The sequence below is a fragment of the Pseudomonas sp. TTU2014-080ASC genome (genome assembly GCF_001446935.1).
GTDB lineage: Bacteria > Pseudomonadota > Gammaproteobacteria > Pseudomonadales > Pseudomonadaceae > Aquipseudomonas.
Window position 1 is genome coordinate 378430 of sequence record NZ_LKKK01000012.1, and the last position, 24116, is coordinate 402545.

At 57.6% G+C, this 24116-nt stretch carries 25 protein-coding genes and 1 rRNA gene; 14 read left to right on the plus strand and 12 right to left on the minus strand.

All coding sequences use genetic code 11. The features are described 5' to 3' along the window. Positions 1-126: 126 nt before the first annotated feature. Both AO726_RS16440 and AO726_RS21035 read right to left on the minus strand, forming a co-directional pair. Entirely contained in the window at positions 127-588 is a 462-nt protein-coding gene (locus AO726_RS16440) for an inhibitor of vertebrate lysozyme family protein (protein ID WP_058069176.1), read from the minus strand. Between the two features lie 9 nt (positions 589-597). Beyond that, entirely contained in the window at positions 598-759 is a 162-nt protein-coding gene (locus AO726_RS21035) for a DUF1328 domain-containing protein (protein WP_082629166.1), read from the minus strand. A 507-nt stretch (positions 760-1266) separates the two neighbouring features. Between AO726_RS21035 and AO726_RS16450 the strand changes: the two genes are divergently transcribed. From AO726_RS16450 to AO726_RS16460, 3 genes are all read left to right on the plus strand, one after another. Continuing rightward, entirely contained in the window at positions 1267-2610 is a 1344-nt protein-coding gene (locus tag AO726_RS16450) for a sigma-54-dependent transcriptional regulator (protein WP_058069178.1), read from the plus strand. Then, the gene (locus tag AO726_RS16455) at positions 2607-4382 is read left to right on the plus strand and encodes an ATP-binding protein (protein ID WP_058069179.1); all 1776 of its coding nucleotides are present in this window, start codon (positions 2607-2609) and stop codon (positions 4380-4382) included. The genes AO726_RS16450 and AO726_RS16455 overlap by 4 nt, the downstream gene beginning before the upstream one ends. Positions 4383-4470: 88 nt before the next feature. Further along, positions 4471-4875: a DUF1330 domain-containing protein gene (locus tag AO726_RS16460; RefSeq protein WP_058069180.1), complete on the plus strand. Its 405-nt coding sequence runs from the start codon at positions 4471-4473 to the stop codon at positions 4873-4875. 59 nt (positions 4876-4934) lie between these two features. Here AO726_RS16460 and AO726_RS16465 read toward each other — a convergent pair whose 3' ends face one another. The 7 genes from AO726_RS16465 to AO726_RS16495 form a co-directional block, all read right to left on the minus strand. Then, positions 4935-5714, minus strand: a complete 780-nt coding sequence (locus AO726_RS16465; protein WP_058069181.1) for an N-acetylmuramoyl-L-alanine amidase — start codon at positions 5712-5714, stop codon at positions 4935-4937. After that, positions 5711-6304 carry a MarC family protein gene (locus tag AO726_RS16470; protein WP_058069182.1) on the minus strand — a complete coding sequence of 198 codons (594 nt, stop codon included), beginning with the start codon at positions 6302-6304 and terminating at the stop codon, positions 5711-5713. Before AO726_RS16470 ends, AO726_RS16465 begins: the two co-directional genes overlap by 4 nt. 113 nt (positions 6305-6417) lie before the next feature. Continuing rightward, positions 6418-8292, minus strand: a complete 1875-nt coding sequence (locus tag AO726_RS16475; RefSeq protein WP_058069183.1) for a GGDEF domain-containing protein — start codon at positions 8290-8292, stop codon at positions 6418-6420. A 49-nt stretch (positions 8293-8341) separates the two neighbouring features. After that, positions 8342-9172, minus strand: coding sequence for an endonuclease/exonuclease/phosphatase family protein (locus tag AO726_RS16480; protein WP_058069184.1), 831 nt, complete (start codon positions 9170-9172; stop codon positions 8342-8344). A 25-nt stretch (positions 9173-9197) separates the two neighbouring features. Continuing rightward, on the minus strand, positions 9198-9827 hold the full coding sequence (locus AO726_RS16485; RefSeq protein WP_058069185.1) for a thiol:disulfide interchange protein DsbA/DsbL: 630 nt from the start codon (positions 9825-9827) through the stop codon (positions 9198-9200). Positions 9828-9981: 154 nt separating this feature from the next. Continuing rightward, a complete protein-coding gene (locus tag AO726_RS16490; RefSeq protein WP_058069186.1) occupies positions 9982-10587 on the minus strand; it encodes a c-type cytochrome in 606 nt (201 codons plus the stop codon). Between the two features lie 47 nt (positions 10588-10634). After that, complete coding sequence (locus tag AO726_RS16495) at positions 10635-10925, minus strand: c-type cytochrome (protein ID WP_058069187.1); 291 nt, start codon at positions 10923-10925, stop codon at positions 10635-10637. Between the two features lie 243 nt (positions 10926-11168). On the opposite strand from AO726_RS16495, the gene yihA reads away from it, so the two are divergent. Continuing rightward, on the plus strand, positions 11169-11819 hold the full coding sequence (gene yihA / locus AO726_RS16500) for a ribosome biogenesis GTP-binding protein YihA/YsxC (protein ID WP_058069188.1): 651 nt from the start codon (positions 11169-11171) through the stop codon (positions 11817-11819). A 271-nt stretch (positions 11820-12090) separates the two neighbouring features. Here yihA and polA read toward each other — a convergent pair whose 3' ends face one another. Beyond that, positions 12091-14925, minus strand: coding sequence for a DNA polymerase I (gene polA, locus AO726_RS16505; RefSeq protein ID WP_058069189.1), 2835 nt, complete (start codon positions 14923-14925; stop codon positions 12091-12093). 74 nt (positions 14926-14999) lie between these two features. On the opposite strand from polA, the gene AO726_RS16510 reads away from it, so the two are divergent. From AO726_RS16510 to AO726_RS16520, 3 genes are all read left to right on the plus strand, one after another. Then, positions 15000-15284 carry a DUF2782 domain-containing protein gene (locus AO726_RS16510; RefSeq protein ID WP_058069190.1) on the plus strand — a complete coding sequence of 95 codons (285 nt, stop codon included), beginning with the start codon at positions 15000-15002 and terminating at the stop codon, positions 15282-15284. A gap of 15 nt (positions 15285-15299) precedes the next feature. Beyond that, positions 15300-16250: a homoserine kinase gene (locus AO726_RS16515; RefSeq protein WP_058069191.1), complete on the plus strand. Its 951-nt coding sequence runs from the start codon at positions 15300-15302 to the stop codon at positions 16248-16250. A 155-nt stretch (positions 16251-16405) separates the two neighbouring features. Further along, a complete protein-coding gene (locus AO726_RS16520; protein WP_058069192.1) occupies positions 16406-16738 on the plus strand; it encodes a hypothetical protein in 333 nt (110 codons plus the stop codon). Between the two features lie 27 nt (positions 16739-16765). Here AO726_RS16520 and znuA read toward each other — a convergent pair whose 3' ends face one another. Continuing rightward, positions 16766-17701, minus strand: coding sequence for a zinc ABC transporter substrate-binding protein ZnuA (gene znuA, locus AO726_RS16525; RefSeq protein WP_058069220.1), 936 nt, complete (start codon positions 17699-17701; stop codon positions 16766-16768). Between the two features lie 92 nt (positions 17702-17793). Here znuA and zur point away from each other — a divergent pair, with 92 nt between their 5' ends. The 7 genes from zur to AO726_RS16560 all read left to right on the plus strand — a co-directional run bounded on the left by zur (position 17794) and on the right by AO726_RS16560 (position 23256). Further along, on the plus strand, positions 17794-18279 hold the full coding sequence (gene zur, locus AO726_RS16530) for a zinc uptake transcriptional repressor Zur (RefSeq protein ID WP_058069193.1): 486 nt from the start codon (positions 17794-17796) through the stop codon (positions 18277-18279). Continuing rightward, complete coding sequence (gene znuC / locus AO726_RS16535; RefSeq protein WP_058069194.1) at positions 18276-19082, plus strand: zinc ABC transporter ATP-binding protein ZnuC; 807 nt, start codon at positions 18276-18278, stop codon at positions 19080-19082. The genes zur and znuC overlap by 4 nt, the downstream gene beginning before the upstream one ends. Beyond that, positions 19075-19863 carry a zinc ABC transporter permease subunit ZnuB gene (gene znuB, locus AO726_RS16540; protein ID WP_058069195.1) on the plus strand — a complete coding sequence of 263 codons (789 nt, stop codon included), beginning with the start codon at positions 19075-19077 and terminating at the stop codon, positions 19861-19863. The genes znuC and znuB overlap by 8 nt, the downstream gene beginning before the upstream one ends. Before the next feature lie 69 nt (positions 19864-19932). Beyond that, positions 19933-20565, plus strand: a complete 633-nt coding sequence (locus tag AO726_RS16545) for a hypothetical protein (RefSeq protein WP_058069196.1) — start codon at positions 19933-19935, stop codon at positions 20563-20565. Positions 20566-20757: 192 nt separating this feature from the next. Then, positions 20758-21765 carry a methionine ABC transporter ATP-binding protein gene (locus AO726_RS16550; RefSeq protein ID WP_058069197.1) on the plus strand — a complete coding sequence of 336 codons (1008 nt, stop codon included), beginning with the start codon at positions 20758-20760 and terminating at the stop codon, positions 21763-21765. Then, a complete protein-coding gene (locus AO726_RS16555; RefSeq protein WP_058069198.1) occupies positions 21765-22442 on the plus strand; it encodes a methionine ABC transporter permease in 678 nt (225 codons plus the stop codon). Before AO726_RS16550 ends, AO726_RS16555 begins: the two co-directional genes overlap by 1 nt. Positions 22443-22485: 43 nt before the next feature. Further along, entirely contained in the window at positions 22486-23256 is a 771-nt protein-coding gene (locus AO726_RS16560) for a MetQ/NlpA family ABC transporter substrate-binding protein (RefSeq protein WP_058069199.1), read from the plus strand. Between the two features lie 586 nt (positions 23257-23842). On the opposite strand, the gene rrf is transcribed toward AO726_RS16560, so the two are convergent. Then, positions 23843-23958 (minus strand): 5S ribosomal RNA (gene rrf / locus AO726_RS16565). Positions 23959-24116: the final 158 nt, after the last annotated feature.

Below are 24116 nucleotides of genomic sequence, written 5' to 3' on the forward strand. Positions count from 1 at the left end.
TCCATCATTCACTGGCCGCGATCATACCGCGCCTGCTCATAACAGAGTGCCGGTGCTTAGCAGAATGCGATCAGGAGGCCGGTTATCCACCGGCCTCCGTCGTGTTGCGGACACGCTCAGGGGCGTTTAACGCCAGTTAGGGTCGCTGCTCAGTTGATCTTCCAGCAGCTTGCGCACCTCAAAGCCCGGCCCACCCAACCAGCGCTGTCGCGCCCGGCTGCTCGGTGCCTCACTGTCGGCCAGGCCTTCCGGTACGCTGACATACAGCGCATCTACCTGCTTCTTATCGGCGCTGAATGCCACGTACAGACGATTGTTAAAGCAGTCATGCTGCTTGCACAGCATGGCCACTTCGTAGGTTTCATCACCGGCCCGCTGCGACGCGACCGGCATCGATACGCCCGAGAGGCTGAGCACCCAATTGGGTAACCCGGCTTCCTGACTGACCATCTCCGTCCACACCTGCCGGTATGCGGGGTCACGCTCCAGCAAGTCATTGAGATAGGTATCGGCATCCGTACCAGCAGCCACTGCAGCTGCGCTGCCCCCTAACAACAGGGCAGCGAGCAGCGAATCGAACGCTCTCATTGCATCTCCCTAGCCTTTGCGACGTCCCATCACAAAGGACACGATAAACATCACCAGAAAGACCACAAACAGGATCTTGGCGATTCCTGTTGCGGTGCCTGCAATACCACCAAAGCCCAGTACTGCAGCGATGATAGCGATGACCAGAAAGGTAATAGCCCAACTCAACATGGCAACTCTCCTGCATAGCATGCGCCAGTGCGCGAAATGCTCTCCGGGCCAGGCCCATCAAGCCGGAATGAATGCAGGTGTCCCGCCACCGGCCCGGGTGCTAACTCCACTCGCGGCCCAAAGTACAGGTGAACCTTTCTGAATCAGCAGTTTTGATCCTTGCCGAAGCATTCGGTTCGCTGGCTGCACACGCCATTTGGCGCAGGACACCGTCTATCTACTGATTGCCCGGGCCATGGCTGCACATGCCATCTCCAACTATGTTGAAAGCAGGTTTGCGCAGGTTTCACCCAAGCTGTTCAGCTGCCGTTCGTCGCAGCCTTATGCTATGCAGTACAACTGTCGTGCCAGCTTGGATGTGAAATTAAAGCGCATGAAAATCAGTGAGTTACAACAGCCATAAAGCTTGCATACCACTTGCACCTTGCACGATCAGGCGGCCAGGCCGTGCAACTTGCAACGCCAGCAGGGGACTAATTTTCTGTGACTTCACCAAAGGAGATCGGCATGCAAACAGGAACCGAAGCACAGGCCCCGGGCCGAATTCTGCTGGTCGATGACGAGCCTGCCATTCTGCGTACCTTTCGCTACTGCCTTGAAGATCAGGGTTACCAGGTGCGCACCGCTACCTGCATGGATCAAGTCGAAACGCTGCTACACAAGCAGGTCTTTGACTTGTGCTTTCTCGACCTGCGCCTGGGCGATGAAGACGGCCTGCAGGTGCTTGCTTACATGCGTCAACGCGTACCGTGGATGCGTGTGGTGATTGTCACCGCGCACTCCGCCATTGATACCGCAGTGGACGCCATTCAAGCCGGTGCAGCAGATTATCTGGTCAAGCCCTGCACCCCGGAGCAACTGCGCCAGGCCGCAAGCAAACAGCTGCTCCTGCGCCAGCAAAGTAGCCAGCTCCTGCTGCAATCACACAGCGCCAAACATCCCCTGGAATCCCACAGCCCGGTGCTGATGAACGTGCTGGAAACCGCCAAACAGGTGGCCAGCACCGACGCCAACATCCTCATTCTCGGCGAGTCAGGCACCGGTAAGGGCGAGCTGGCCCAGGCCATCCACCGCTGGAGCAAACGCGGCAATAAATCGCTGGTCACCATCAACTGCCCGTCACTCACCACTGAGTTGATGGAAAGCGAACTGTTCGGCCACAACCGCGGCGCTTTTACCGGAGCCACCGAAAGCACTTTTGGCCGGGTCAGCCAGGCCGACGGCGGCAGCCTGTTCCTGGACGAGATCGGCGACTTCCCGCTGACCCTGCAACCTAAGCTGCTGCGCTTTATTCAGGACAAGGAATTCGAACGCATTGGTGATCCGCAAACCCGCCGCGCCGACGTGCGTATTCTTTCGGCCACCAACCTGCCGCTGGATGAGATGGTGCGTCAGGGCCGTTTTCGGGAAGACCTGCTGTACCGCCTGAATGTCATCACCCTGACTTTGCCGCCGTTGCGCGAACGCCGAGAGGACATCCTCGAGCTGGCAGACAACTTCCTCGCCCGCTTCGTTGCCGAATACAGCCGCCCGGCTCAAGGCTTCAGCGAAGAGGCCCGCGAGGCTCTGCTGCGACATGCCTGGCCGGGCAATATCCGCGAGCTGCGCAACGTGGTGGAACGGGCCAGCATCATCTGCCCAGAAGAATGGGTTCAGCCTAACCATCTCGGTTTCAGCCCGCAGGCCGGTTCGAGCCAGCCGCAGATTGGCGATGAACTCAGCCTGCAAGCACTGGAGCGGGCCCATATCAGCGCGGTGATGGCTAACAGCAAGAGCCTGGATCAGGCCGCCAAAACCCTCGGGATTGATGCCTCCACCCTCTACCGCAAACGCAAACAACTGAGCCTGTGAAACTACGCAGCAAACTCTTTCTGGGCAGCAGCGCCTTGGTCACAGTGGCCTTGGCCGGGCTGCTGCTGGCCATTTTCAGCGTGCTCCAGCTAACCCAGGCGAAAAACCAAGCCATGGATCAGCACCTGCGCATTATTGAAGCCAGCATGGGCATGCATCAGGAGCTGAGCAAACAGGTCATCCTGCTACTGGCTGAAGAACTCGACCGCGAAGCGCTAAAGCGCTCAGATCAGCGCTTTAAGGTCTGGCTGGGAAAAGCCGCGCAAATCGCCAAGGATCAGAACGAACAGATCGCCATCCGGCAAGTCGCCCAAGCCTACGATCACGTTGACGGCCTGCTCGCTAAACCGCTCACCGTGCGCCGCTCGATCCTCAGCAACGACGGCTTCGGCAACGCTGTGGAAGAACTGCGCGACCAGATCTACAACGTGCAATTGCACTACATCCAGGCCGTTGAGCAAGAGGAGGAGCGCGGTCAGCAACGCGCCTGGCTGGTGACGATCCTGCTGGCAGCGACAGGTCTGGCGGTGCTGGTAATCGGCTATATCACCGCCCACACCATTGCTCAGCGCTTTGGCCGCCCGATTGAGTCCCTGGCGCGTGCTGCGGATCAGATCGGCAAGGGTGATTTCGAAGTGGTGCTGCCAGTCACCACGGTTGCCGAAATGTCCGCCCTCAGTCAACGCTTCGGCCTGATGGCAGAAGCCCTGCGCCAATTCAAGAACAGCGACGTACAAGCCCTGCAAGCGGAGCAGCAACAACTGCAAGGCGTACTCGACAGCATCAATGACGGCCTGCTCATCGTCGACTGCAGCGGGCGGATCGAACACGCCAACCCAGTGGCCCAGCGCCAGCTCGGCTGGAACACCATTCAGCTCGCCCAGCCCCTGACTAATGCCCTCAGCCACAGCGGACTCAGCGAGCAATTGCAGCAGGTGTTGCGCGGTGACAATAGCGAGTTCGATCCGACCGATCTGGAAGTGAACATCGATGGTGAAAAGCGTCTGCTGGCCTACAACCTCAGCGCAATCAACCTGGATGACGGGCGCATTCTCGGTGCTGTGATGGTGCTGCGGGATGTCACCGAACAGCGCGCCTTCGATCAGGTACGCAGCGAGTTTGTTCTGCGTGCCTCCCATGAACTGCGCACTCCGGTGACCGGCATGCTGATGGCGTTCTCCCTGTTGCGCGAAGGCATGCAGGCACCATCGAGCGCAAGGGAAACCGACCTGTTCAACACGGTTGAAGAAGAGATGAACCGGCTGCTGCGCCTGATCAACGACCTGCTCAACGTGTCCCGTTACCAGCATGGCCTGCAATCCGTGGAACGCAGTGCCTGCGACCTTGAGCCGCTGCTGCAACGCGCCCGCCAGCGTTTCGTTAGCCAGGCCAAAGAACAGCAGGTCAGCATCAACTGCGAGATAAACGGCCCGCTGCCGCTGATTCAGATCGACCCGGTACAAATCGAGCGGGTGCTCGACAACCTGATCGCCAACGCCCTGCGCCACAGCCACTACGGCGGCACCATCCGCCTACGTGCTCGGCTATTCGCTGAGCGCGTAGTGGTGACTGTAGAGGACAACGGCGAAGGCATCCCCTTCCAGCAGCAGAGCCGTATTTTCGAGCCCTTCGTCCAGGTCAGCCATCGAAAGGGCGGCGCGGGTCTTGGATTGGCTCTGTGCAAAGAGATCGTCCAGCTCCATGGCGGCCATATTGGCGTGCACTCACGCACAGGTCAGGGCTCACAGTTCTATTTTGCCTTGCCGGTTTAGCGCTATTGCCCGCTATCACTGCGGCTGATGCACATTGCGCAGGCATTGGTGATTACCGATGCTGGCGCTTTCCAGCCGGAGAAACCCCATGCCCAGCATTAACCCAAGCCGCGAACAACTGGCGGTATTTACGCAACAGGTCGAAGACGCCAAGCCCTTGCTAATGCTCAACCTGCTGCTTTTCCGCGAGCGTGCCGAGTATCCAGCCGACAGCCAGCACAGCCCCTGCAGCGGCCGCGAAGCCTATGCACGCTACAGCCGGATCGCCCTGAACAAAGTCCGCAGTGTCGGTGGCGAGGTGCAACTGATGGCCAGCGCCCACGCCGCACTGATCGCACCGCCCGGCGAACAGTGGGATGAGATGCTGCTGGTCCGCTACCCCGACAAAGCCGCCTTTCTGAGCATGCTCAGTGACAGCGAATACCAACAGGCGACAGTTCACCGCAGCGCCGCCCTGCTTGACTCCCGCCTGATCGCCACGCATCCGCGCTAAGCACAGACACAAAAAAGCCGCTCGGCTGCACAGCAGCGAGCGGCTCTCTCCCCCACTAATCAGCGCGGCATGCTGTTCAGCACCCGCAGCAGGGCTGCAGTCTCTGCATCCGGCTGGCCGTCGTAACGGGCGGGCCGATACTTCATCTGAAACGCGGCAATGACGTTGCGTGTGGCTTTATCCAGCTCACCTGTCTGCGGCACTTCATAACCGTTGTGCTGCAGCTGCTCCTGGAACCACTGCACACTCGGCAAGCTACTGCTGAAATACGCTTGCTGGCGCGCCACCTGCGCTGCATCCGGCCACGGCATCAGCCCGGCATCGGCCAGGCGCTTCCAGGGAAACAGCGGGCCCGGATCACTTTTGCGCTGTGGGGCAATATCGCTGTGGGCAATGATGCTCCCCGGGGCCAGGTTGTGACGCTGCATGATGTCCTTCAACAGTAGGATCAGCGCCTCAATCTGCTCATCGGTATACGCCTGCCAGACGCGCCCTGCCGGGGTGTCCCGGAACCCCTGATTCACCATCTCGATGCCAATGGTGGTGCCATTGAGCCAAGTCCGCCCTTGCCACTGGCTGACACCGGCATGCCAGGCGCGGCGGTTTTCATCCACCAGGCGATAGACCGTGGCGGGTTTGTCGCCGATCAGATAGTGGCTGCTCACCTCGCCCTGGGTCAGAAGCTGCAAAGAACGCTGCAGATCAGCCGAGGTGTAGTGCAACACGATGTATTGCACCCGGCTGTTCTGTGCGCTGGAGGTGTAGCTGTCATCAATACGCAGGCCCGTACTGCAACCGGCTACAAGGAACATCAAAACACTGAGTAAAAAGACTTTCATGGGGTGATATGCAACACGCTTTGCAGGTTATCCAGCAGCATGTCGACGCTGAGCATGATCAACAACATGCCCATCAGCCGCTCCACTGCGGTCAACCCGCGAGGTCCGAGAAAACGCTGCAGGAACGACGCCTGCAACAAAATACAGGCGGTCGCCGCCCAGGCCAGCAACACACCGGCATACAGCTCCCATACGGGGCCATCATGGGTATTGCGTAAGGTCATCAGCACAGCCAGCGCCGATGGCCCGGCCACTGCTGGTGTAGCCAACGGCACCAACAAGGGCTCGCCATCCGGCACATCCCCCAGCACCCCTTGCGGGCCGGGAAAGATCAGTCGCATGGCAATCACAAACAAAATGATGCCACCGGCAATGGCCGTCGCTTCGCGGGACAGGCCCAAAGCGCTGAGCAGTTTGTCGCCAAAGCTCAGAAACACCAGCAACAGGATCAGTGCAAACAGCAGCTCACGTGCAGCAACCTTGAGGCGACGCGACTCAGGGACGTTCTTTAAGGCTGCAATAAAGATGGCGATATTGCCGAAGGGGTCGGTGACCAGAAAGATCAACGCCGCGATACCAAATATTTCCATGTATGCTCCTAAAAAACGGACGCAGAGTTTAGTCCCTAACGCGGCAGGAAACCCGTTCCATTTGGCAGAAATACTGTCTGACCGGCCAACTCTCGCAGGCGTTTGATTGCAGACTAGCCCAGCTCGATCCGGTTACGCCCGCTGTTCTTGGCCCGGTACAGCGCCTGATCGGCCCGTTCAAACACCTCTTCGGCCTCATCCTCGCTGGTAAAGGCGCTGAGCCCGCCTGACAAGGTAATCACCAGCGGCTCACCGCGGAAATGGAACGGGCACTCAGAAATAGCCATGCGCAAGGTATCAAGCAGTTGCCTGCCCCCTTCCAGCGGCGTGGAAGGCAAGAGCAGGACAAATTCTTCGCCACCAAAGCGCGCGATGAAGTCAGTCTTACGGATGCGTTTGGAAAGCTCCGTAGCGATGATGCGCAACACCTTGTCGCCAGCCTGATGCCCATAGGTGTCATTAATGCGCTTGAAGAAATCTATATCCAGCACGCCCATCAACAACTCACCACCGTAGCGTTTGAAACGCGCCACCTCCAACTCCAGGCGTTCGTTCCAGCCTGCGCGGTTAGGCAATCCTGTCAGCGGATCAATCAGTGCTTTCTGGCGCTGCTCTTCAAGGTGATCGCGGAAGCCCTGGGCTTCCTGCTCCATCTCAGCCACCTTCTCAGTGAGCTGCTGCAGCCGTTGAGTGATCAACGCCTCGCGTCCTTCATGGGTTTTCTGATGCTCGACAACAGTGCTCAGCAAGCCATCCAGACGCGCCTCCAGCGACTCCTTGAGGCTGGGTAAATCCACTGCATCTTGCACACTGGCCTGCAGCCCGCTGACTTGCTCACGCAACTCCTGATTGAAGCTGCGCACGCTCTCGACCGACTCGCTATAGCCTTCATGGGTTTCACTGAGTGTGCCGAGGAACGACTCCAAACGCTGATTGAGCTGCTTGAGGTAACTGACGAACTCCTGCTCACCAGTATTGGACATCGCCCGGATCAGCACCACGATATCGTCCAGCACCGGCACCAGCTCGTACCAGTTCAGCCCGCCATAGATACGTTCGCGCAGGGCCTGCCCCTGGTCCAGATGGTGAGCGGGCAGCTCCAGCTCATCCAGCAGGCGTGTAAGGCTCTCGGCAATGTGCGGAGCCACTGTGCTGTAACCGGGCTCAAGGGGATCAGGCAGTGAATAAGCATCTTCTTCGAACACTGCTTCAGAGCCAGCTGCGTCAGCCAGATCTTCATCAACCTCAACGGAGCTGGTCACACCCTGAGACACCTCGCTGGCGACCGTCGGCGCAGCCACTTGCGCGAGCACAGGCTCCGCGGCAACAACCGAGTGTGATTCCGGTGCATTTTGGGGCGACTGCTGGGCCGCCTCAGGCTCGTCATCAGAGTCCGTCACCGGTACCGGTACCGGTACAGCTGATTCGCTGACGACTGCGGCGCTCTGCAACTTCTCCTCTTCCGACTCAGCTGCGCCACCAAAAAGACGCTGCAAAAAACCCGGGCGTGGCGCATCAGAACTGATCGTCTCCAGCACCTGCCCCTGGAGCGTACCCAACTCACTAAGCAGGGCGGGAATGCCACTGGAATGGCTGGCGCGCTGCTCAACCTGGCGACTGAACTGCTTAAGTGAGCGGCGCACATCCCGAGGCAGGTCCATGGCCAGCAACTGGCTGGCCAGCTTGCTGACACCGGCAATGTTTTGCTCGATACGCTCCTCACGGCGCTTTTCCGAGAGCAGTACGGCTTTCTCCAGACGCGGAATAAGCGCAGACATGCCGGCATCAATATCATTGCGACGCAGCAGCTCGCGCAGCTCCTGCATGCAGCTATCCACGGCCTTGTCACTGCCTTCGGCAGCCAGAGAACTGCGCACCAGACCTCGGCGCAGCAGATCTAAGCGCGCCTCCCAGCGCTGCTCAAGGCTTTCCTGCTGTTCCAGGCTTTCCAGGTACTTACTTTTCCAGCGCTGGGCGTCGTCGCTCATGGTTCGGATCCATGCTTGTAAATGCACGAAGCATAGGCGTACCAACCCCTCAACGTGAAGTGGGCAAGCGAATTTGTACTGCGACAGGTAGGTGATCCGAGATCGGTAACGGCAGAACTTCGCAGCGCTCCAACTCCAGATCAGCACTCAGCAGGATGTGATCCAGACAACGCTGCGGCTGCCAGCTGGGGAAGGTGGCAGCCACCTGCGGTGCGCGCAAACTCAGATCGCGCAAAGGTGAGTGCTCCAATAAATCAGTGGCGTGAGTGTTCATGTCGCCCATCAACACATGATGCCGGTAATCACTGAGCAGCTCGCGAATATAGGCCAGCTGGCGGGTTCGCGCCCGTGCTCCCAACGCCAGATGCATCATCACCACCGCCACTGCATCCTCGCCTTCCCCCAGACGCACCAGCATCGCCCCACGCCCTCGCGGGCCCGGTAACGGATGATCTTCCAGCAGCGACGGACGCAAACGACTGAGCACACCGTTACTGTGCTGTGCCAATCGCCCGAGATTGCGATTGAGCTGTTGATACCAATACGGGAACGCGCCGAGGCGCGCGAGATGCTCGACCTGATTAACATAGCCAGAGCGCAGACTGCCGCCGTCTACTTCCTGCAATGCAACCAGATCAAAGTCGTGCAGGACTTGTGCGATGCGTTGCAAATTGTGGTGGCGTCCGGCGGTAGGCAGCACATGCTGCCAACTGCGGGTCAGGTAATGGTGATAGCGCTGAGTGCTGATCCCAACCTGAATATTGAAACTGAGGAGTCGCAGGCTGCCATTTTCAGGCCACGCCTGCTGTGGCTCAAAGGCCGGATTGACCCGTGGATCACACAGGTCAATCGATCGCCTTGGCAGCCAGCGTCTAAGCATTTACATGCTCATCCAAGTAGGACATTTACTGAGCAGTACGTTCTTTCTGGATCAGGAAGTCGGCAACTTGCAGAGCCTGATCCGGGCCGCCCGAGCTGCCAATGTCGAAACGGTATTTGCCGTTCACGATCATCACCGGCACACCGGTAATCTGGTAGGCCATAGCCAGCTTCTTGGATTTCTCCACCTGCCCCTTCACAGCGAAGGAGTTGTAGGTTTTGAGGAACTCGTCTTTGTCTACGCCCTGAGTGGCGAGGAAGTCAGCCATTTCTTCAGGGGTTGCCAGCTTTTTGCCCTGCACGTGGATGGCGTTGAAGATGGCGGAGTGAACGCTGTGCTCAGCCTTCATCGCTTCCAGCGTGATGAACATCTGGCCGTGGATGTTCCACATGCCACCAAACATCGCCGGAATACGGCGGAAGTTCACATCTTCAGGCAGCTTCTCAATCCACGGATTGATCGTGTCTTCAAACTTGTAGCAGTGGCCACAGCCATACCAAAACAGCTCGACGACCTCAATCTTGCCCGGTTCAGACACCGGAACAGGATTGCTCAGCTCGACGTACTGTTTGCCCGCCTCAATTGGTTCAGCATGAGCAGCCACGCCAAACAGGCTGGCAGTGGCAAGTGCAGCACTGAGAATCAGATTACGCATGAATAACTCCTTGAAGAGCAAACAGTACAGGCAGTTGAGTGGGGTTCGACTCAATCAGAGTGCAGTCGGTTCCGCCCATTGTAGCGGGGCCCACAACGAAATAGGGCGGCCTAAGCCACCCTATTTACGCAGAACATTTCAAACTCTTACAGAATCAATGCAGACCCTGAATGTAGCTGGACAGTGCTTCGATGTCCTTGTTGCTCAGCTTGGCAGCGATGGAACGCATGATCATGCTGTCACCATCGTTAGTACGGTTGCCTTCGCGGAAGTCAGTCAACTGCTTGGCAACGTACTGTGCGTGCTGGCCACCCAGATGCGGGTAGGACGCTGCGGCAATACCGGCACCGTTCGGCGAATGGCAACCAGTGCAAGCTGGCATGCCTTCGTCGAGTTTGCCGCCACGGAACAGCGCTTCACCGCGCTCAACCAGTTTTGGATCAGCTGCACCAACGCTCATTTTCTGGCTGGCGAAATAAGCTGCGATATCTGCCAGATCCTGATCATTCAGGGCATCCAGCATGCCAGTCATTTCCAGAACCGGACGAGCGCCGGACTTGATGTCTTTCAGCTGCTTGAGCAGGTAGCGCTCGCCCTGACCGGCTAGTTTGGGAAAGTTAGGCGCAACGCTGTTGCCATCGGGATTATGGCAGGCACCACACACAACAACTTTACCCTGGCCGGCTTCAGCATTGCCTGCGGCATGTGCCAGGCCGGTGATGCCCAGGGTCAACAGCAGACTCACGAGTACTTTGTTCATCAGCTAATCCAATTTACGGCTAAGAGAAATAGTTTATTAAGCCGGGTTTACTCTGACATCAACTTGATGAGTGCCAGGTAATCCTCAGCGCTACAGTCCATACACATCCCACGCGGCGGCATGGCATTCAGACCACTGGTGACACTCTGTACCAGAGCCTCATGGCCCTTTTCCAGTCGTGGTTGCCAGGCGGCCTTGTCACCACGCGCCGGGGCGATTGGGATCTGACCGTTATGGCAAATCCCGCACGAACGCGCATAAACAGCTTCTGTGTCCTGTGCAGCCTGCACACTAAAGGACAGTGCCAATACACTGGCTGCAAACAACAATTTTGTCATCAGATCATCCTCACCAGGAGGGGAGCTACCTGCTTCTAGCGGCAGTTGATCTTGACCTGCTCCACGCACCCTACCCAACATAAATGTAGAAAGCGCACACAAAATCTGCGCCATTATATACTGGCGTCATTGAAACGGAAACGAGGCAGCTTGCTGTGTCAGGCACACAAAAGCAGACTGCGCTCATATGTCGCAAGGGCAGCCTATCTGTCACGCGCCCAAGCCCTCCCCACGGATACCCTCATGCAAGCTAAAAACCCGATTATTGGCCTTTGTCAGCAGGCCCGCTTCCTTATCAGCGCAGCTAAAGTTGAGCAGTGCCCTGAAGACAGCGGCTTTGAAATCGCCTTTGCCGGACGTTCCAACGCCGGTAAATCCAGCGCCCTGAACACCCTGACCCACGCCAGCCTGGCCCGCACGTCGAAAACTCCGGGGCGCACTCAACTGATCAACTTTTTCAGTCTGGATGAAGAACGCCGCTTGGTCGACTTGCCTGGTTATGGCTACGCCAAAGTGCCAATCCCACTGAAACTGCACTGGCAAAAACACCTTGAAGCCTATCTGGGCAGCCGTGAGTGCCTGCGCGGTCTGATCCTGATGATGGACATCCGTCACCCACTCACTGAATTCGATGAAATGATGCTCGACTGGTCCACTGCCAGCGGCATGCCGATGCACATCTTGCTGACCAAAGCAGACAAACTGGCGTTTGGTGCAGCCAAGAACACGCTGCTCAAGGTTCAGCAGGAAATCCGTAAACGCTGGGGCGACCGGATTACTATCCAGCTGTTCTCTGCACCAAAGCGTCAGGGCATTGATGAAGCGCAGAAAGTTCTGGCCCAGTGGCTGGAGCTTGGAGAGTTTGCGCAAGCGGAAGAAGAAGCACAGGACTGAAGGTAAAAAAAAACTCCGAACCTCTTATGGGGAGGGAGATTCGGAGTTTAATAATCTGAACCGCTAGGGCGGGGTTCAGATGTCTGCCAACACTTAACACAACAAAGGAGCATCGAAGGGCATCTCTGCCATTCCTAATCTCTGACCGGCCCGAACTTAGGAAAGTTCAGCACCACTTAAATCCATTAGTTATAAATATCAGATAAAAAAGGCAATTGAGCAATAAGTGCCGGTAACCCGTCTGCGTGATCAACGGCACCTGTTTCCAAGCTTAGTGCGCTTCGTCCCAATTTCCACCCACACCGACTTCCACCAACAGCGGCACGTCTAGTTCCGCTGCTCCGCCCATAAGCGGTTTGATCTGCTCGGTAACTTGCTCAACCAGATCCTCACGCACTTCCAGCACCAATTCGTCGTGCACCTGCAGGATGACCTTGGCATCCAGCCCAGATTCGGTCAGCCAGTTATCCACAGCGACCATGGCGCGTTTGATGATGTCAGCGGCTGTGCCTTGCATCGGCGCGTTAATCGCAGTGCGCTCAGCACCTTTGCGCAGCGCCGGGTTCTTCGCATGGATATCCGGCAGATAGAGACGGCGGCCGAACAGGGTTTCAACATAGCCTTGTTCCGCAGCCTGTTCCCGGGTGCGGTCCATATAGGCCTGAACCCCCGGATAGCGGGCAAAGTACAGGTCGATATAGGCCTGTGCCTGCTTACGGTCACAGCCGATCTGCTTGGCCAGACCAAACGCGCTCATGCCATAGATCAGGCCAAAGTTGATGGCCTTGGCGCTGCGACGCTGATCGCTGGTGACTTCCTCCAGCGGCACACCGAATACCTCTGCCGCCGTTGCCTTGTGCACGTCACGGCCATTGCGGAAGGCCTCCAGCAAGCCCTCGTCCTTGGCCAAGTGAGCCATGATGCGTAGTTCGATTTGCGAGTAGTCGGCAGCCAGCAGCTTGTAGCCCTTGGGAGCGACGAAGGCCTGGCGGATGCGGCGGCCTTCAGCGGTGCGGATCGGGATGTTCTGCAGGTTCGGATCGGTTGAAGAAAGACGACCAGTCGCTGCCACCGCTTGGTGGTAGCTGGTATGAATACGCCCGGTGCGCGGATTGATCTGCTCCGGCAGGCGGTCGGTGTAAGTGCTCTTGAGCTTGCTCAGACTGCGGTACTGCATCAGTACTTTGGGCAGTTCGTGGTCCTGATCCGCCAGTTCCTGCAACACGGCTTCAGCAGTGGAAGGCTGGCCTTTGGCGGTTTTACTCAGAACCGGCAGGCCCAGTTTGTCATAGAGGATCGCGCCCAGTTGCTTGGGCGAAGCCAGGTTGAACTCCTCACCGGCGATCTCAAACGCCTGACGCTCCAGCGCCACCAGCTTCTCGCCCAGTTCCTGACTTTGCAGGCCAAGCAGATTGGCATCCACCAGCGCGCCTTGACGCTCAATACGCGCCAGCACCGGCACCAGCGGCATGTCGATTTCCTGCAACACCTTGGCCAGGCTCGGCTCAGCCTGCAGCTTACTCCACAGGTGGTGATGCAGACGCAGCGTCACGTCGGCATCCTCTGCGGCATAAGGTGCAGCCTGCTCTAACTCGATCTGGTCGAAAGTCAGTTGCTTAGCGCCTTTGCCTGCAATGTCTTCAAAGCGGATGGTGCTGTGATCCAGATATTTCAGGGCCAGGCTGTCCATATCGTGGCGCGTAGCGGTGGAGTCCAGCACATAAGATTCCAACATGGTGTCGAAAGCCACGCCCTGCACGCTGATTGGCGTAGAGGCATTGGCCAGAATGTTCATGTCGTACTTGGCGTGCTGACCGACTTTAAGCTTGTTCGGGTTTTCCAGGATGGGTTGCAGGGCCTTCAGCACCGTATCGCGATCCAGCTGCGCCGGAACGCCCATATAGGAGTGCGCGACCGGGATATACACCGCCTCACCCGCCTTGACCGCAAAAGACAGGCCGACCAACTGCGCCTGCTGCGAATCCAGCCCGGTAGTTTCAGTGTCGAATGCGATCAGCTCAGCGCCTTCGAGAGTTTTCAACCAGGCATCGAAGTCGTCTTGAGTAAGGATGCAGCGGTACTCGCCCGACACAGCCGACTGGACAGGCTCAGCAGGCGTATCAGTTGCGGCCTCAGGCTTTTCAGCTGCGGTTTGCGGCGCACTGGCGCTCGGAGTCAGCGCAAATAGGTCATCATCCAGAGCTTTGGGCTGCGGTTTGGCCACTGGGTTGTTGCGCACTAGCTCATCACGCCAGCTCTTGAACTCCAGCTCGCTGTACAGCTCCATCAGCGCAGGTACATCGGCCTCCCCTGGATGCAGGGAGTCAATCTCGATGTCCAATGGCACATCCAGTTTGATGGTCGCCAGCGCGTAAGACAGATAGGCCATCTCCCGGTGCTCAGTGAGCTTGGCAGGCAGCGTCTTAGCACCACGAATTGGCAGCTCGGGAACTTTATCCAGATTGGCGTAGAGCACATCCAGCCCGCCACCCACGCCGGTCAGCAGGCCCAGCGCGGTTTTTTCACCCACACCTGGTACGCCGGGAATGTTGTCGACTTTATCGCCCATCAGCGCGAGGTAGTCGATGATCAGCTCAGGACCGACACCGAATTTCTCTTTCACGCCATCAATGTCGTAGACGCTTCCAGTCATGGTGTTGACCAGCGTAACGTGCGGGCAAACCAACTGCGCCATGTCCTTGTCGCCGGTGGAGATGACCACATCGCGCCCGCTGTTTGCGCACTGGCGGGCCAGAGTGCCGATCACATCGTCGGCCTCTACGCCCTCAACGCACAACAGTGGATAGCCCAGCGCCCGGACGCTGGCATGCAAAGGCTCAATCTGCACTCGCAGCTCATCCGGCATAGACGGGCGGTTGGCCTTGTAGTCGGCGAACATTTCATCGCGGAAGGTGCCGCCTTTAGCATCGAACACCACCGCAAACGGGCTCTTCGGATACTGCTTGCGCAGGCTCTTGAGCATGTTCAGTACGCCTTTGACCGCACCGGTTGGCAGCCCTTTGGACGTGGTCAGCGGCGGCAGCGCGTGAAAGGCACGGTACAGGTAAGAGGAACCGTCCACGAGGACTAACGGAGCTTGGCTCATGTTCAAGATCAACCTTTTCAGCGGGGGCGAGGCTAGAATGGCCACACCATTGCAAACAAAAAGGTAAGGGTATCATGCGTACACTGAATAGCCTGTTGCTGGCCGGACTCCTCGCGGTTACTTGCGTGACTGCCCACGCAGAAGAACCTGTCAGCGCGGAACCGGATGTAACCATTCGTCAGGACGGTGATCGCACCATCCACGAATACCGTCTCAATGGTTTCCTGTACGCGATTAAAGTCACTCCGAAAAACGGCAAGCCCTACTTCCTGGTGCGAGCCGATGGCAGCGACGGCAAGTTCATACGCTCGGACAGCCCGGATATGTTGATTCCGGCCTGGGAAATTTTTAGTTGGTAAGAAGGCAACTTTGTAATGTCGGTGTTTACCCCGCTTGAGCGCACAGAGCTCGAAGCATTTCTCACGCCCTACAACCTGGGTCGGTTGATCGACTTTCAGGGCATTGCAGCCGGCAGTGAGAACAGCAATTTTTTCATCAGCCTTGAACAGGGCGAGTTTGTACTAACCCTGATCGAGCGGGGACCAAGCGCCGATCTGCCGTTCTTTATTGAACTGCTGGACGTTCTGCACACTGCCGGCCTGCCAGTGCCCTACGCGCTGCGCACAACTGACGGCAATGCACTGCGTAGCCTGGCGGGTAAACCAGCCTTGTTGCAGCCACGACTGAGCGGCAAGCATGTCCAGGCACCCAATGCCCATCAGTGTCAGGAGGTGGGCAGCCTGCTGGCACGCATTCACCTGGCCACACGCGACAACCCGCTGAGCCGCCAGAGTGACCGGGGGCTGGAGTGGATGCTGAATGAAGGCCCGGCTCAGGCGCAGCACTTATCTGCCCATCAAGCGGCCCTGTTGACTAGTGTGCTGGACGAGATCCAGTCATTGCAGCCGCACCTGCAAGCCCTGCCCAAAGCCAATCTGCACGCTGATCTGTTCCGCGACAACGCGCTGTTTGATGGCAATCATCTGGCAGGCGTAATCGACTTCTATAACGCCTGCTCCGGGCCGATGCTCTACGATCTGGCGATCGCTCTGAACGACTGGTGCTCCAACGAAGACGGCAGTTTGGATGAGAAAAGAAGCCAGGCACTGCTAGGCGCCTATGCCAGCCAGCGCCCATTCACCGCCACCGAAGCTGAACTATGGCCGTGCATGCTGCGCATTGCCTGCGTTCGCTTCTGGCTGTCACGCCTGATTGCTGCGCAATCGTTTGCCGGGCAAGAGGTTTTGATTCACGACCCAGCTGAGTTTGAACAGCGCCTGACTCATCGCCTGAAGACCCACCTTCCGCTGCCGTTGGCGCTCTAGACTTTAGCCTCTGCTGTTACGGTCGCCCGGCTCAGAACGGGCGACCGATCAAACCAGCGTCTGTAGGCCCGGTAAAACGTGCTGACATCGTTAAAGCCCAGATTTTCGCTGACAGCGGCCACAGCCGTTTCCGGCAGAATGAAGAAGGCGGCAGGGTGACGGTATCGTTTTTGATCCTAAGCTGCGGATTTGCTCTGACAGTGACCAGGACCGCAACGCTCAACGCCGCCCCGAATCTACTCGCAGCACTGGCAATCAACCACAAGTTCCTGCCGTTGGACAGTACTGCGCATGCAACGCTATCGCCTCCAGCGTTACAGCTCGCTGCTAGAAGCGCCCCCTCGCAGCCCGACAGCGACCTGCAGGAAGGCGATACTCCAGCGTTTTCAAAAATACTCAGAGCACAGAACGGCAAAGGACCGCTCGGCAAAGTCACCACTACGCTGGTCGGTGCTGTGGCCAGGCATAACCTGAAAAATCTTTACTGAACACAGGAACTCCCGCAGCGGAGCTTATTAAAGCGAGTTCAGGCAGCCGACCAGCTCATTTGCCAGATTCTCAATCAGGGCTTCATAACCACTGCTGTCGGCAGGCAGAGAGCCGCCCATGGCATCCAGCTCTGCCAATTTAACCGGCAAGCCTTCACTCAATGTCTGCGCCAAACGAGGACGCAGTGGCGGCTCACTGAAGATGCAGGCCGGACCGGTTTGCTGCAAACGCTCACGCATGGCGGCAACATGCCGTGCGCCGGGCTGCACATCCGCCAGCACGCTGAACACACCGGTATGCTTCAGGCCGTAGGCGCTCTCAAAGTAGTCATACGCTTCGTGAAAAACGAAATAAGGCTTGTTGCTGACACTCTTGATCTGCGCCTTGATGCGCTGGTCCAGCTGATCCAGACGCTGGTTAAAGGCCTGCGCATTGGCCTGATAGCGCTCAGCGTTAGCAGGGTCGAGCTCAGCCAGGTCCAGCGCCATTTTGGCCGCAATGATTTTGGCATTAGCCGGCAGCAGCCACAGATGCGCATCTAAGCTCCCAGGACGATGGTCATGATCGTGTTTGGCGGCCAGCTCGCTGCCGTGATCGTGACCATCATGCTCGTGCTCGTCGCCGTGATCGTCCGACTCAGCAAAATGGCGCAAGGTAAGGCCACTCAAATTCTGTACAGGCACATCGGGACGGCTGCGCCCTTCGAGTACACGCATAAGGAAAGTTTCCATGTCCGGACCGATCCAATACATCAGGTCGGCCTCCCGCACGCGGCGTACGTCAGACGGTCGCAAGGCATAGTGATGTGGCGAAGCACCTGGCGGCAGCAGCACTTCAGGCTGGCCAAGGTCATCCTGCACCGCAGCGGCAATCAGTTGCAGCGGTTTGATGCTGGTCAGCACCTCAACTGGCTGAGCCTGTACAGCAAGACTGGGGACAAATAAGACGAAGATCAGACTGATAGCGGACAAAAGGCGCAAGACGGCACACTCAAGGATAAGGGTGAAGTAATATAATAACGTCTCTCACTTCTTTCGTCTTTGGCCGGATGACCATGACTCAAGCACCCTTGGCTTCACGTCCCCACGACCACTCCCACTGTGTCAGCCACGCACTGGCCGAAGCGGAAAGCATCTGCGAACGTCAGGGGCTGCGCCTTACCGCACTGCGCAAGCGCGTGCTAGAGCTGGTCTGGCAGAGTCACAAACCGCTGGGGGCTTACGATATTCTGGCGGTTCTGAGCGAATCCGACGGCCGCCGCGCGGCACCACCAACCGTTTATCGGGCCCTGGATTTTCTGCTGGAGAACGGCCTGGTTCACCGCATTGCCTCCCTCAACGCGTTTGTCGGCTGCAGCCACCCTGAGCACGCTCATCAGGGTCAGTTTCTGATCTGCCGCACCTGCCATGCAGCCATTGAGTTAGAGAATGCCGAGATCAGCAGCGCCATCGTTAACAGCGCAGCCGGCGTTGGCTTCGCTGTTGAAAGCCAAACAGTCGAAGTCGTTGGCCTGTGCTCTGGCTGCCGGGAGCCGGCATGAACGACAACCTGATCAGCCTTAGTCAGGTCAGCGTGACGTTATCAGGGCAGAACGTCCTGCAGACAGTTGAACTTAAGGTCAAACCTGGTGAAATCGTCACCCTGATCGGACCGAACGGCGCAGGCAAGACCACCTTGGTGCGCATCGTGCTCGGCCTGCTCAAAGCCAGCACCGGCAGTGTCTGGCGCAAGCCGAAGCTACGTGTCGGTTACATGCCACAGAAACTGCATGTCGACCCGACCCTGCCACTTTCGGTACTGCGCTTCCTGCGCTTGGTACCCGGCGCTAACCGCCCGGCCATCGAAGCGGCTTTGGCGGAAGTGGGCGCAGCGCACATTATCGAAAGCCCGCTACAAAGCGTTTCTGGCGGCGAGCTGCAGCGCGTTCTGCTCGCCCGCGCCCTACTGCGCAAGCCTGAATTGCTGGTACTGGACGAACCGGTTCAAGGTGTCGACGTAGCCGGTCAGGCCGAACTGTACCGACTGATCACCCAGCTGCGTGACCGCTACGGCTGCGGCGTCCTGATGGTCTCCCACGACCTGCACCTGGTTATGAGCACGACCGATCAGGTGGTCTGCCTGAATCGTCATGTCTGCTGCTCAGGCCACCCTGAACAGGTCAGCTTCGATCCGGCCTTTGTCGAGCTGTTCGGTCAGGACGCCAAGAGCCTGGCGATCTATACCCACCACCACGATCACGAGCACGACACCCACGGCGACGTGGTGGCCCCAGACAAACCTGGCATGGTCATCAAAGGCCTAGTCAAACCTCACATCCACGGAGATGGCTGTAAGCATGCCTGATTTTCTCCTTTACGCCTTGCTCGCAGGCTTGGCGCTGGCACTTGTTGCCGGACCGTTGGGCTCGTTCGTCGTCTGGCGGCGCATGGCCTACTTTGGTGACACTCTCTCCCACGCTGCGCTGCTCGGTGTCGCACTGGGTCTGATGTTAGATGTCAGTCCGACGTTGGCAGTAACTGTCGGCTGCGTTCTACTCGCCACACTGTTGGTAACACTGCAAAGCCGGCAGCCACTAGCCTCCGACACCCTGCTGGGCATTCTTGCCCACAGCACACTGTCCCTGGGACTGGTCGCCCTGAGCTTTATGCAGGATGTGCGTATCGACCTGATGAGCTACCTGTTCGGCGATCTTCTGGCAGTAGGGCCGACCGATCTGGCCTGGATCATCGGCGGCAGCGCTTTGGTTCTGATCGTAATCTCCCTGATGTGGCGACACCTGTTGGCCATCACAGTGCATGAAGAGCTGGCCAGAGTAGAAGGGCTGCCTGTGGCTGCAATCCGCCTCGGCTTGATGCTGCTGATTGCCGTGGTTATTGCCGTGGCAATGAAAATAGTCGGCGTGCTGCTGATCACCTCGCTGCTGATCATCCCGGCTGCGGCAGCCCAGCGGCATGCACGCACACCTGAGCAAATGGCTCTGGGTGCCAGTCTACTGGGGATTGTTGCCGTCTGCGGAGGCCTGAGCCTGTCTTGGTTCAAAGACACTCCGGCCGGGCCATCCATTGTTGTTACCGCTGCGGCACTATTTCTTCTGAGCTTTGCGCTGCCCAAGCGTAATGCCTGACTGATTTGGTGTAGTTAGTCTGTGCGGTGTAAACTTGCACGTTTTTTGAACAACTCGAGACGCGCCGCCATGATTCCGTTGGTTTTAAGGGGCATTTTTCTGTTTGCAGTTTCGCTTCTGGCCGCATGCCAGAGCGCCCCGCAGCCGGCAGAGCCCGCCCGCGAAGACCTATCCCATGCGCTTCAGCAGTTCGAGCAAACCCTTGAAAAGGGTGATCTGGAATCCGCTGAGAGCCAACTTAAAAACTTGCAAGAAAGCGCCGGCAGCAAATCTGAACTGGAGCGCTACCAGCGCCTGCTCGCTGATGCTTACCTGCAACTCGGCCAAAGCGCTCTGCAAAAAGGCGACGTGAACACCGCCGCCAGCGCACTGAGCCGTGCCCGTGGTCTGTTGCCCAAAGCACCGGCCCTGACCACCGGCATCAATCAGGCCATCGCTCACGCCAACAGCATCGTCATCGAACTGCCAGCACTGGATGATTCTGAGACCTTGAGTCAGGTGTTGGATGAGGTCGCTGCTGAGGTCGTCCAGTCCGCCCGTTCGGTACGCATCGAAGTTCGTGACAGTCAGGATGTAGCCATGCTCACAGCAGCGCTTGATGGCCGCATCTTGCAGTTGAGTCCGGGGCTCAAAGTGCTGTACAGCGCAGAAGTTGACCCCGAGCAGTTAACCCCACGGCTGATCCTCCTGCCGAAGTATTGAGCGGTCCCTGTGACAGATTGCCCCTGAATGCAGCGAGGCATCGGAACATGAGCACTCTGGTGATAAGAACTGCTCAGGCAATTTAGCTATAAACATAGGTCTACAAAGATTTTTGCGGCCTAAGAAGTGCTGGGTAGACTAGCCACCACTTATGCCTACCCGGCGTATTCAAGAACCCAAAAGGTTTTATCAGTGATCAACTTTCATCAGGTCCACAAGGCATACCGCGTCAGTGGACAGGACATCCCCGCGTTACAACCCTGCGACCTGCAGATCGCCCGCGGCGAGGTATTCGGCATCATCGGCCATTCCGGCGCCGGTAAAAGCACTCTGCTACGCCTGATCAACCGCCTTGAAGAGCCTTCCGGCGGACGTATCGAGATCGACGGCGAAGACGCCACCGCACTGGACGCCGACGGCCTGCGCGAACTGCGTCAGCAGATCGGCATGATCTTCCAGCACTTCAACTTGCTGTCTTCGAAAACCGTAGCGGACAACGTCGCCCTGCCGCTGAAACTGGCCGGTAAATTGACTCGCAACGAGATCGACCAGCGTGTGGCCTCGCTCCTGGCCCGCGTCGGCCTGAGCGACCATGCGCGTAAATACCCCGCGCAATTGTCCGGTGGGCAGAAGCAACGCGTCGGCATTGCCCGCGCTCTGGCTACCGATCCCAAGATTCTGCTGTGTGATGAAGCCACCAGCGCACTGGACCCGCAGACCACGGCATCGGTCCTGCAACTGCTGGCCGAGATTAATCGCGAACTGAATCTGACCATCGTCCTGATCACCCACGAGATGGATGTTATCCGCCGCGTCTGCGACCGCGTTGCAGTGATGGACGCAGGTGTCATCGTCGAGATGGGGCCAGTTTCGCAAGTCTTTCTGCACCCAAAACACCCAACCACCAAGCGCTTCGTTCAGGAAGCCGAGCATGTGGATGAAAATGACCAACATGCCGACTTCGATAACGTCACAGGCCGAATCCTGCGCCTGACCTTCCAGGGCGACGCCACCTATGCGCCACTGCTGGGTACCGTGGCCCGTGAAACAGGTGTGGATTACAGCATCCTTGCCGGACGCATCGACCGTATCAAGGACACCCCTTACGGCCAACTGACCCTGGCCCTGACCGGCGGCGACACCGACGCTGCCCTTGAGCGCTTTGCCGCCGCTGATGTGCATCTGGAGGTGCTGCGCTAATGGAAGCCTTACTCACTCAATTGCTGCCCAACGTCGACTGGGAAGAGATTGGCTACGCCAGTATCGACACCCTGAGCATGCTTGGTGGCTCCATGCTGTTCACCGTGCTGCTCGGCCTACCGCTGGGCGTACTGCTGTTCCTCACCGGCCCGCGCCAGATGTTCGAACAGAAAGCTCTATACGGCGTACTCTCGCTGATCGTGAATATCCTACGCTCAGTGCCGTTTGTGATTTTGTTGATCGTGATGATCCCTTTCACCGTGATCATCACCGGCACCTCGCTGGGTGTTGCCGGCGCGATTCCGCCACTAGTGGTCGGTGCCACGCCCTTCTTCGCCCGCTTGGTGGAAACTGCTCTGCGCGAAGTCGATCGCGGCATCATCGAGGCCACCCAGGCCATGGGGGCCACCACGCGCCAAATCGTCACCAATGCTCTGCTGCCTGAAGCCTTGCCGGGCATCATCGCCGCCATAACCGTAACCGCCATTACCTTGGTCTCCTACACAGCTATGAGCGGTTTGATCGGCGGTGGCGGCCTGGGTGATCTGGCCGTGCGTTACGGCTATCAGCGCTACCAACCGGATGTGATGGCGGTAACCGTCATCCTGCTGCTGGTTCTGGTTCAAATTTTACAAACGGCTGGCGACAAGCTAGTCGTGCATTTTTCAAGAAAGTAGGGCGGCACGTAGTCGCTATAGAAATCACAACAAGGAGTGAGTCATGAAGAAACTTATCGCTGCATTTGCTGCACTGGCTGCTTTCTCCGCCAACGCTGAAAGCCTGACCGTCGCGGCTACCGCCGTTCCACACGCCGAACTGCTCGAGTTCGTCAAACCGACCTTGGCTAAAGAAGGCGTTGAACTGGAGATCAAGGTATTCACCGACTACGTTCAGCCGAACGTACAGGTCGCCGAGAAACGCCTGGACGCCAACTTCTTCCAGCATCAGCCTTACCTCGACGAGTTCAACAAGAGCCGTAAGACCGATCTGGTCAGCGTGGCCGGCATCCACGTAGAGCCATTCGGTGCCTACTCCAGCAAGATTAAAACCCTGGATGAGCTGCCAGAAGGCGCCAATGTCGTCATCCCTAACGATGCAACCAACGGTGGCCGTGCCCTGCTACTGCTGCAGAAAGCCGGAGTCATCAAGCTGAAGCCTGAGGCAGGCATCCTGGCTACGCCGAAAGACATTGTGGAAAACCCGAAGAACATCAAAGTACGTGAACTGGAAGCAGCTACCCTGCCCCGCGTACTGACACAGGTCGACCTGGCACTGATCAACACCAACTACGCGCTGGAAGCCAAACTGAATCCTTCCAAGGATGCACTGGCCATCGAAGGCAGCGAGTCGCCTTACGTAAACATCCTCGTCACTCGCAGCGACAATAAGGACAGCGAAGCTGTACAGAAGCTGACCAAAGCTCTGCAGAGCGAAGACGTTAAAGCCTTCATCAACGACAAGTACAAAGGCGCTGTAGTGCCTGCGTTCTAAGCCGTTACGCTGAATAAACAAACCCCGCCTTGTGCGGGGTTTGTTGTTTCTGAAGATCTATTTATCGCAGCATGAAAAGAAGCTCGACAACCCCGTTACTCCTGACGCGAGATAACGCCCTACAGCGCATCAATTAGCAAGTTCTCACACGAACTTAGCCCTCAGTTTCAAACACGCCTAGACGTCATAGCGCGCGCCTACGCAAGGAGCACTTCGCAGCAGCCCACACAGCTAACCATCCACGATCTCCGCGTACGTTAAACCACTGAGCCCCTTCTGTAGACAAGCATGCAACAACAGAGCAGGCGACGAGGTTCAGGCGAGGCCCCATGCGAAGAAACCACACAGAGCAACATCAGTGCGGTGATAACACTCAGAACCTTACAATCGTGCAACGTGCCTAGATGCATGCCGAGCCGCACATGCTTGCAGCGGCAGAGCTGCCTGAAGCTGTTCAGAACAAAATCCAGAGAGAGTTCTAGCCTGAATAAGGGCAGTGGAGACGCAGCCCGAAAGCATCAGCGAAGTTTAATCCAGACAAATAAAAACCCCGATCAGTTGCCTGATCGGGGGTTTTGGTATAGGTGCTTGACGATGACCTACTCTCACATGGGGAAACCCCACACTACCATCGGCGATGCATCGTTTCACTTCTGAGTTCGGGATGGGATCAGGTGGTTCCAATGCTCTATGGTCGTCAAGCGATTCAGCTGGGATATCGCGGTTAAGGCGTTATCCCGAATTGGGTATGTGATTGCTTTGTAGTTGCTGCAAATTTTCGGATTGTTGTCGACTTCAACGGTCTGACACCACAAATTGTTTGGGTGTTATATGGTCAAGCCTCACGGGCAATTAGTACT

Excerpts from the sequence above, each read along its gene's own strand:
- AO726_RS16440 (WP_058069176.1), bottom strand. The coding sequence starts at position 588 with ATGAGAGCGTTCGATTCGCTGCTCGCTGCCCTGTTGTTAGGGGGCAGC.
- AO726_RS21035 (WP_082629166.1), bottom strand. The coding sequence starts at position 759 with ATGTTGAGTTGGGCTATTACCTTTCTGGTCATCGCTATCATCGCTGCA.
- AO726_RS16450 (WP_058069178.1), top strand. The coding sequence starts at position 1,267 with ATGCAAACAGGAACCGAAGCACAGGCCCCGGGCCGAATTCTGCTGGTC.
- AO726_RS16460 (WP_058069180.1), top strand. The coding sequence starts at position 4,471 with ATGCCCAGCATTAACCCAAGCCGCGAACAACTGGCGGTATTTACGCAA.
- AO726_RS16465 (WP_058069181.1), bottom strand. The coding sequence starts at position 5,714 with ATGAAAGTCTTTTTACTCAGTGTTTTGATGTTCCTTGTAGCCGGTTGC.
- AO726_RS16470 (WP_058069182.1), bottom strand. The coding sequence starts at position 6,304 with ATGGAAATATTTGGTATCGCGGCGTTGATCTTTCTGGTCACCGACCCC.
- AO726_RS16475 (WP_058069183.1), bottom strand. The coding sequence starts at position 8,292 with ATGAGCGACGACGCCCAGCGCTGGAAAAGTAAGTACCTGGAAAGCCTG.
- AO726_RS16480 (WP_058069184.1), bottom strand. The coding sequence starts at position 9,172 with ATGCTTAGACGCTGGCTGCCAAGGCGATCGATTGACCTGTGTGATCCA.
- AO726_RS16485 (WP_058069185.1), bottom strand. The coding sequence starts at position 9,827 with ATGCGTAATCTGATTCTCAGTGCTGCACTTGCCACTGCCAGCCTGTTT.
- AO726_RS16490 (WP_058069186.1), bottom strand. The coding sequence starts at position 10,587 with ATGAACAAAGTACTCGTGAGTCTGCTGTTGACCCTGGGCATCACCGGC.
- AO726_RS16495 (WP_058069187.1), bottom strand. The coding sequence starts at position 10,925 with ATGACAAAATTGTTGTTTGCAGCCAGTGTATTGGCACTGTCCTTTAGT.
- yihA (WP_058069188.1), top strand. The coding sequence starts at position 11,169 with ATGCAAGCTAAAAACCCGATTATTGGCCTTTGTCAGCAGGCCCGCTTC.
- polA (WP_058069189.1), bottom strand. The coding sequence starts at position 14,925 with ATGAGCCAAGCTCCGTTAGTCCTCGTGGACGGTTCCTCTTACCTGTAC.
- AO726_RS16510 (WP_058069190.1), top strand. The coding sequence starts at position 15,000 with ATGCGTACACTGAATAGCCTGTTGCTGGCCGGACTCCTCGCGGTTACT.
- AO726_RS16515 (WP_058069191.1), top strand. The coding sequence starts at position 15,300 with ATGTCGGTGTTTACCCCGCTTGAGCGCACAGAGCTCGAAGCATTTCTC.
- zur (WP_058069193.1), top strand. The coding sequence starts at position 17,794 with ATGACTCAAGCACCCTTGGCTTCACGTCCCCACGACCACTCCCACTGT.
- znuC (WP_058069194.1), top strand. The coding sequence starts at position 18,276 with ATGAACGACAACCTGATCAGCCTTAGTCAGGTCAGCGTGACGTTATCA.
- znuB (WP_058069195.1), top strand. The coding sequence starts at position 19,075 with ATGCCTGATTTTCTCCTTTACGCCTTGCTCGCAGGCTTGGCGCTGGCA.
- AO726_RS16545 (WP_058069196.1), top strand. The coding sequence starts at position 19,933 with ATGATTCCGTTGGTTTTAAGGGGCATTTTTCTGTTTGCAGTTTCGCTT.
- AO726_RS16555 (WP_058069198.1), top strand. The coding sequence starts at position 21,765 with ATGGAAGCCTTACTCACTCAATTGCTGCCCAACGTCGACTGGGAAGAG.
- AO726_RS16560 (WP_058069199.1), top strand. The coding sequence starts at position 22,486 with ATGAAGAAACTTATCGCTGCATTTGCTGCACTGGCTGCTTTCTCCGCC.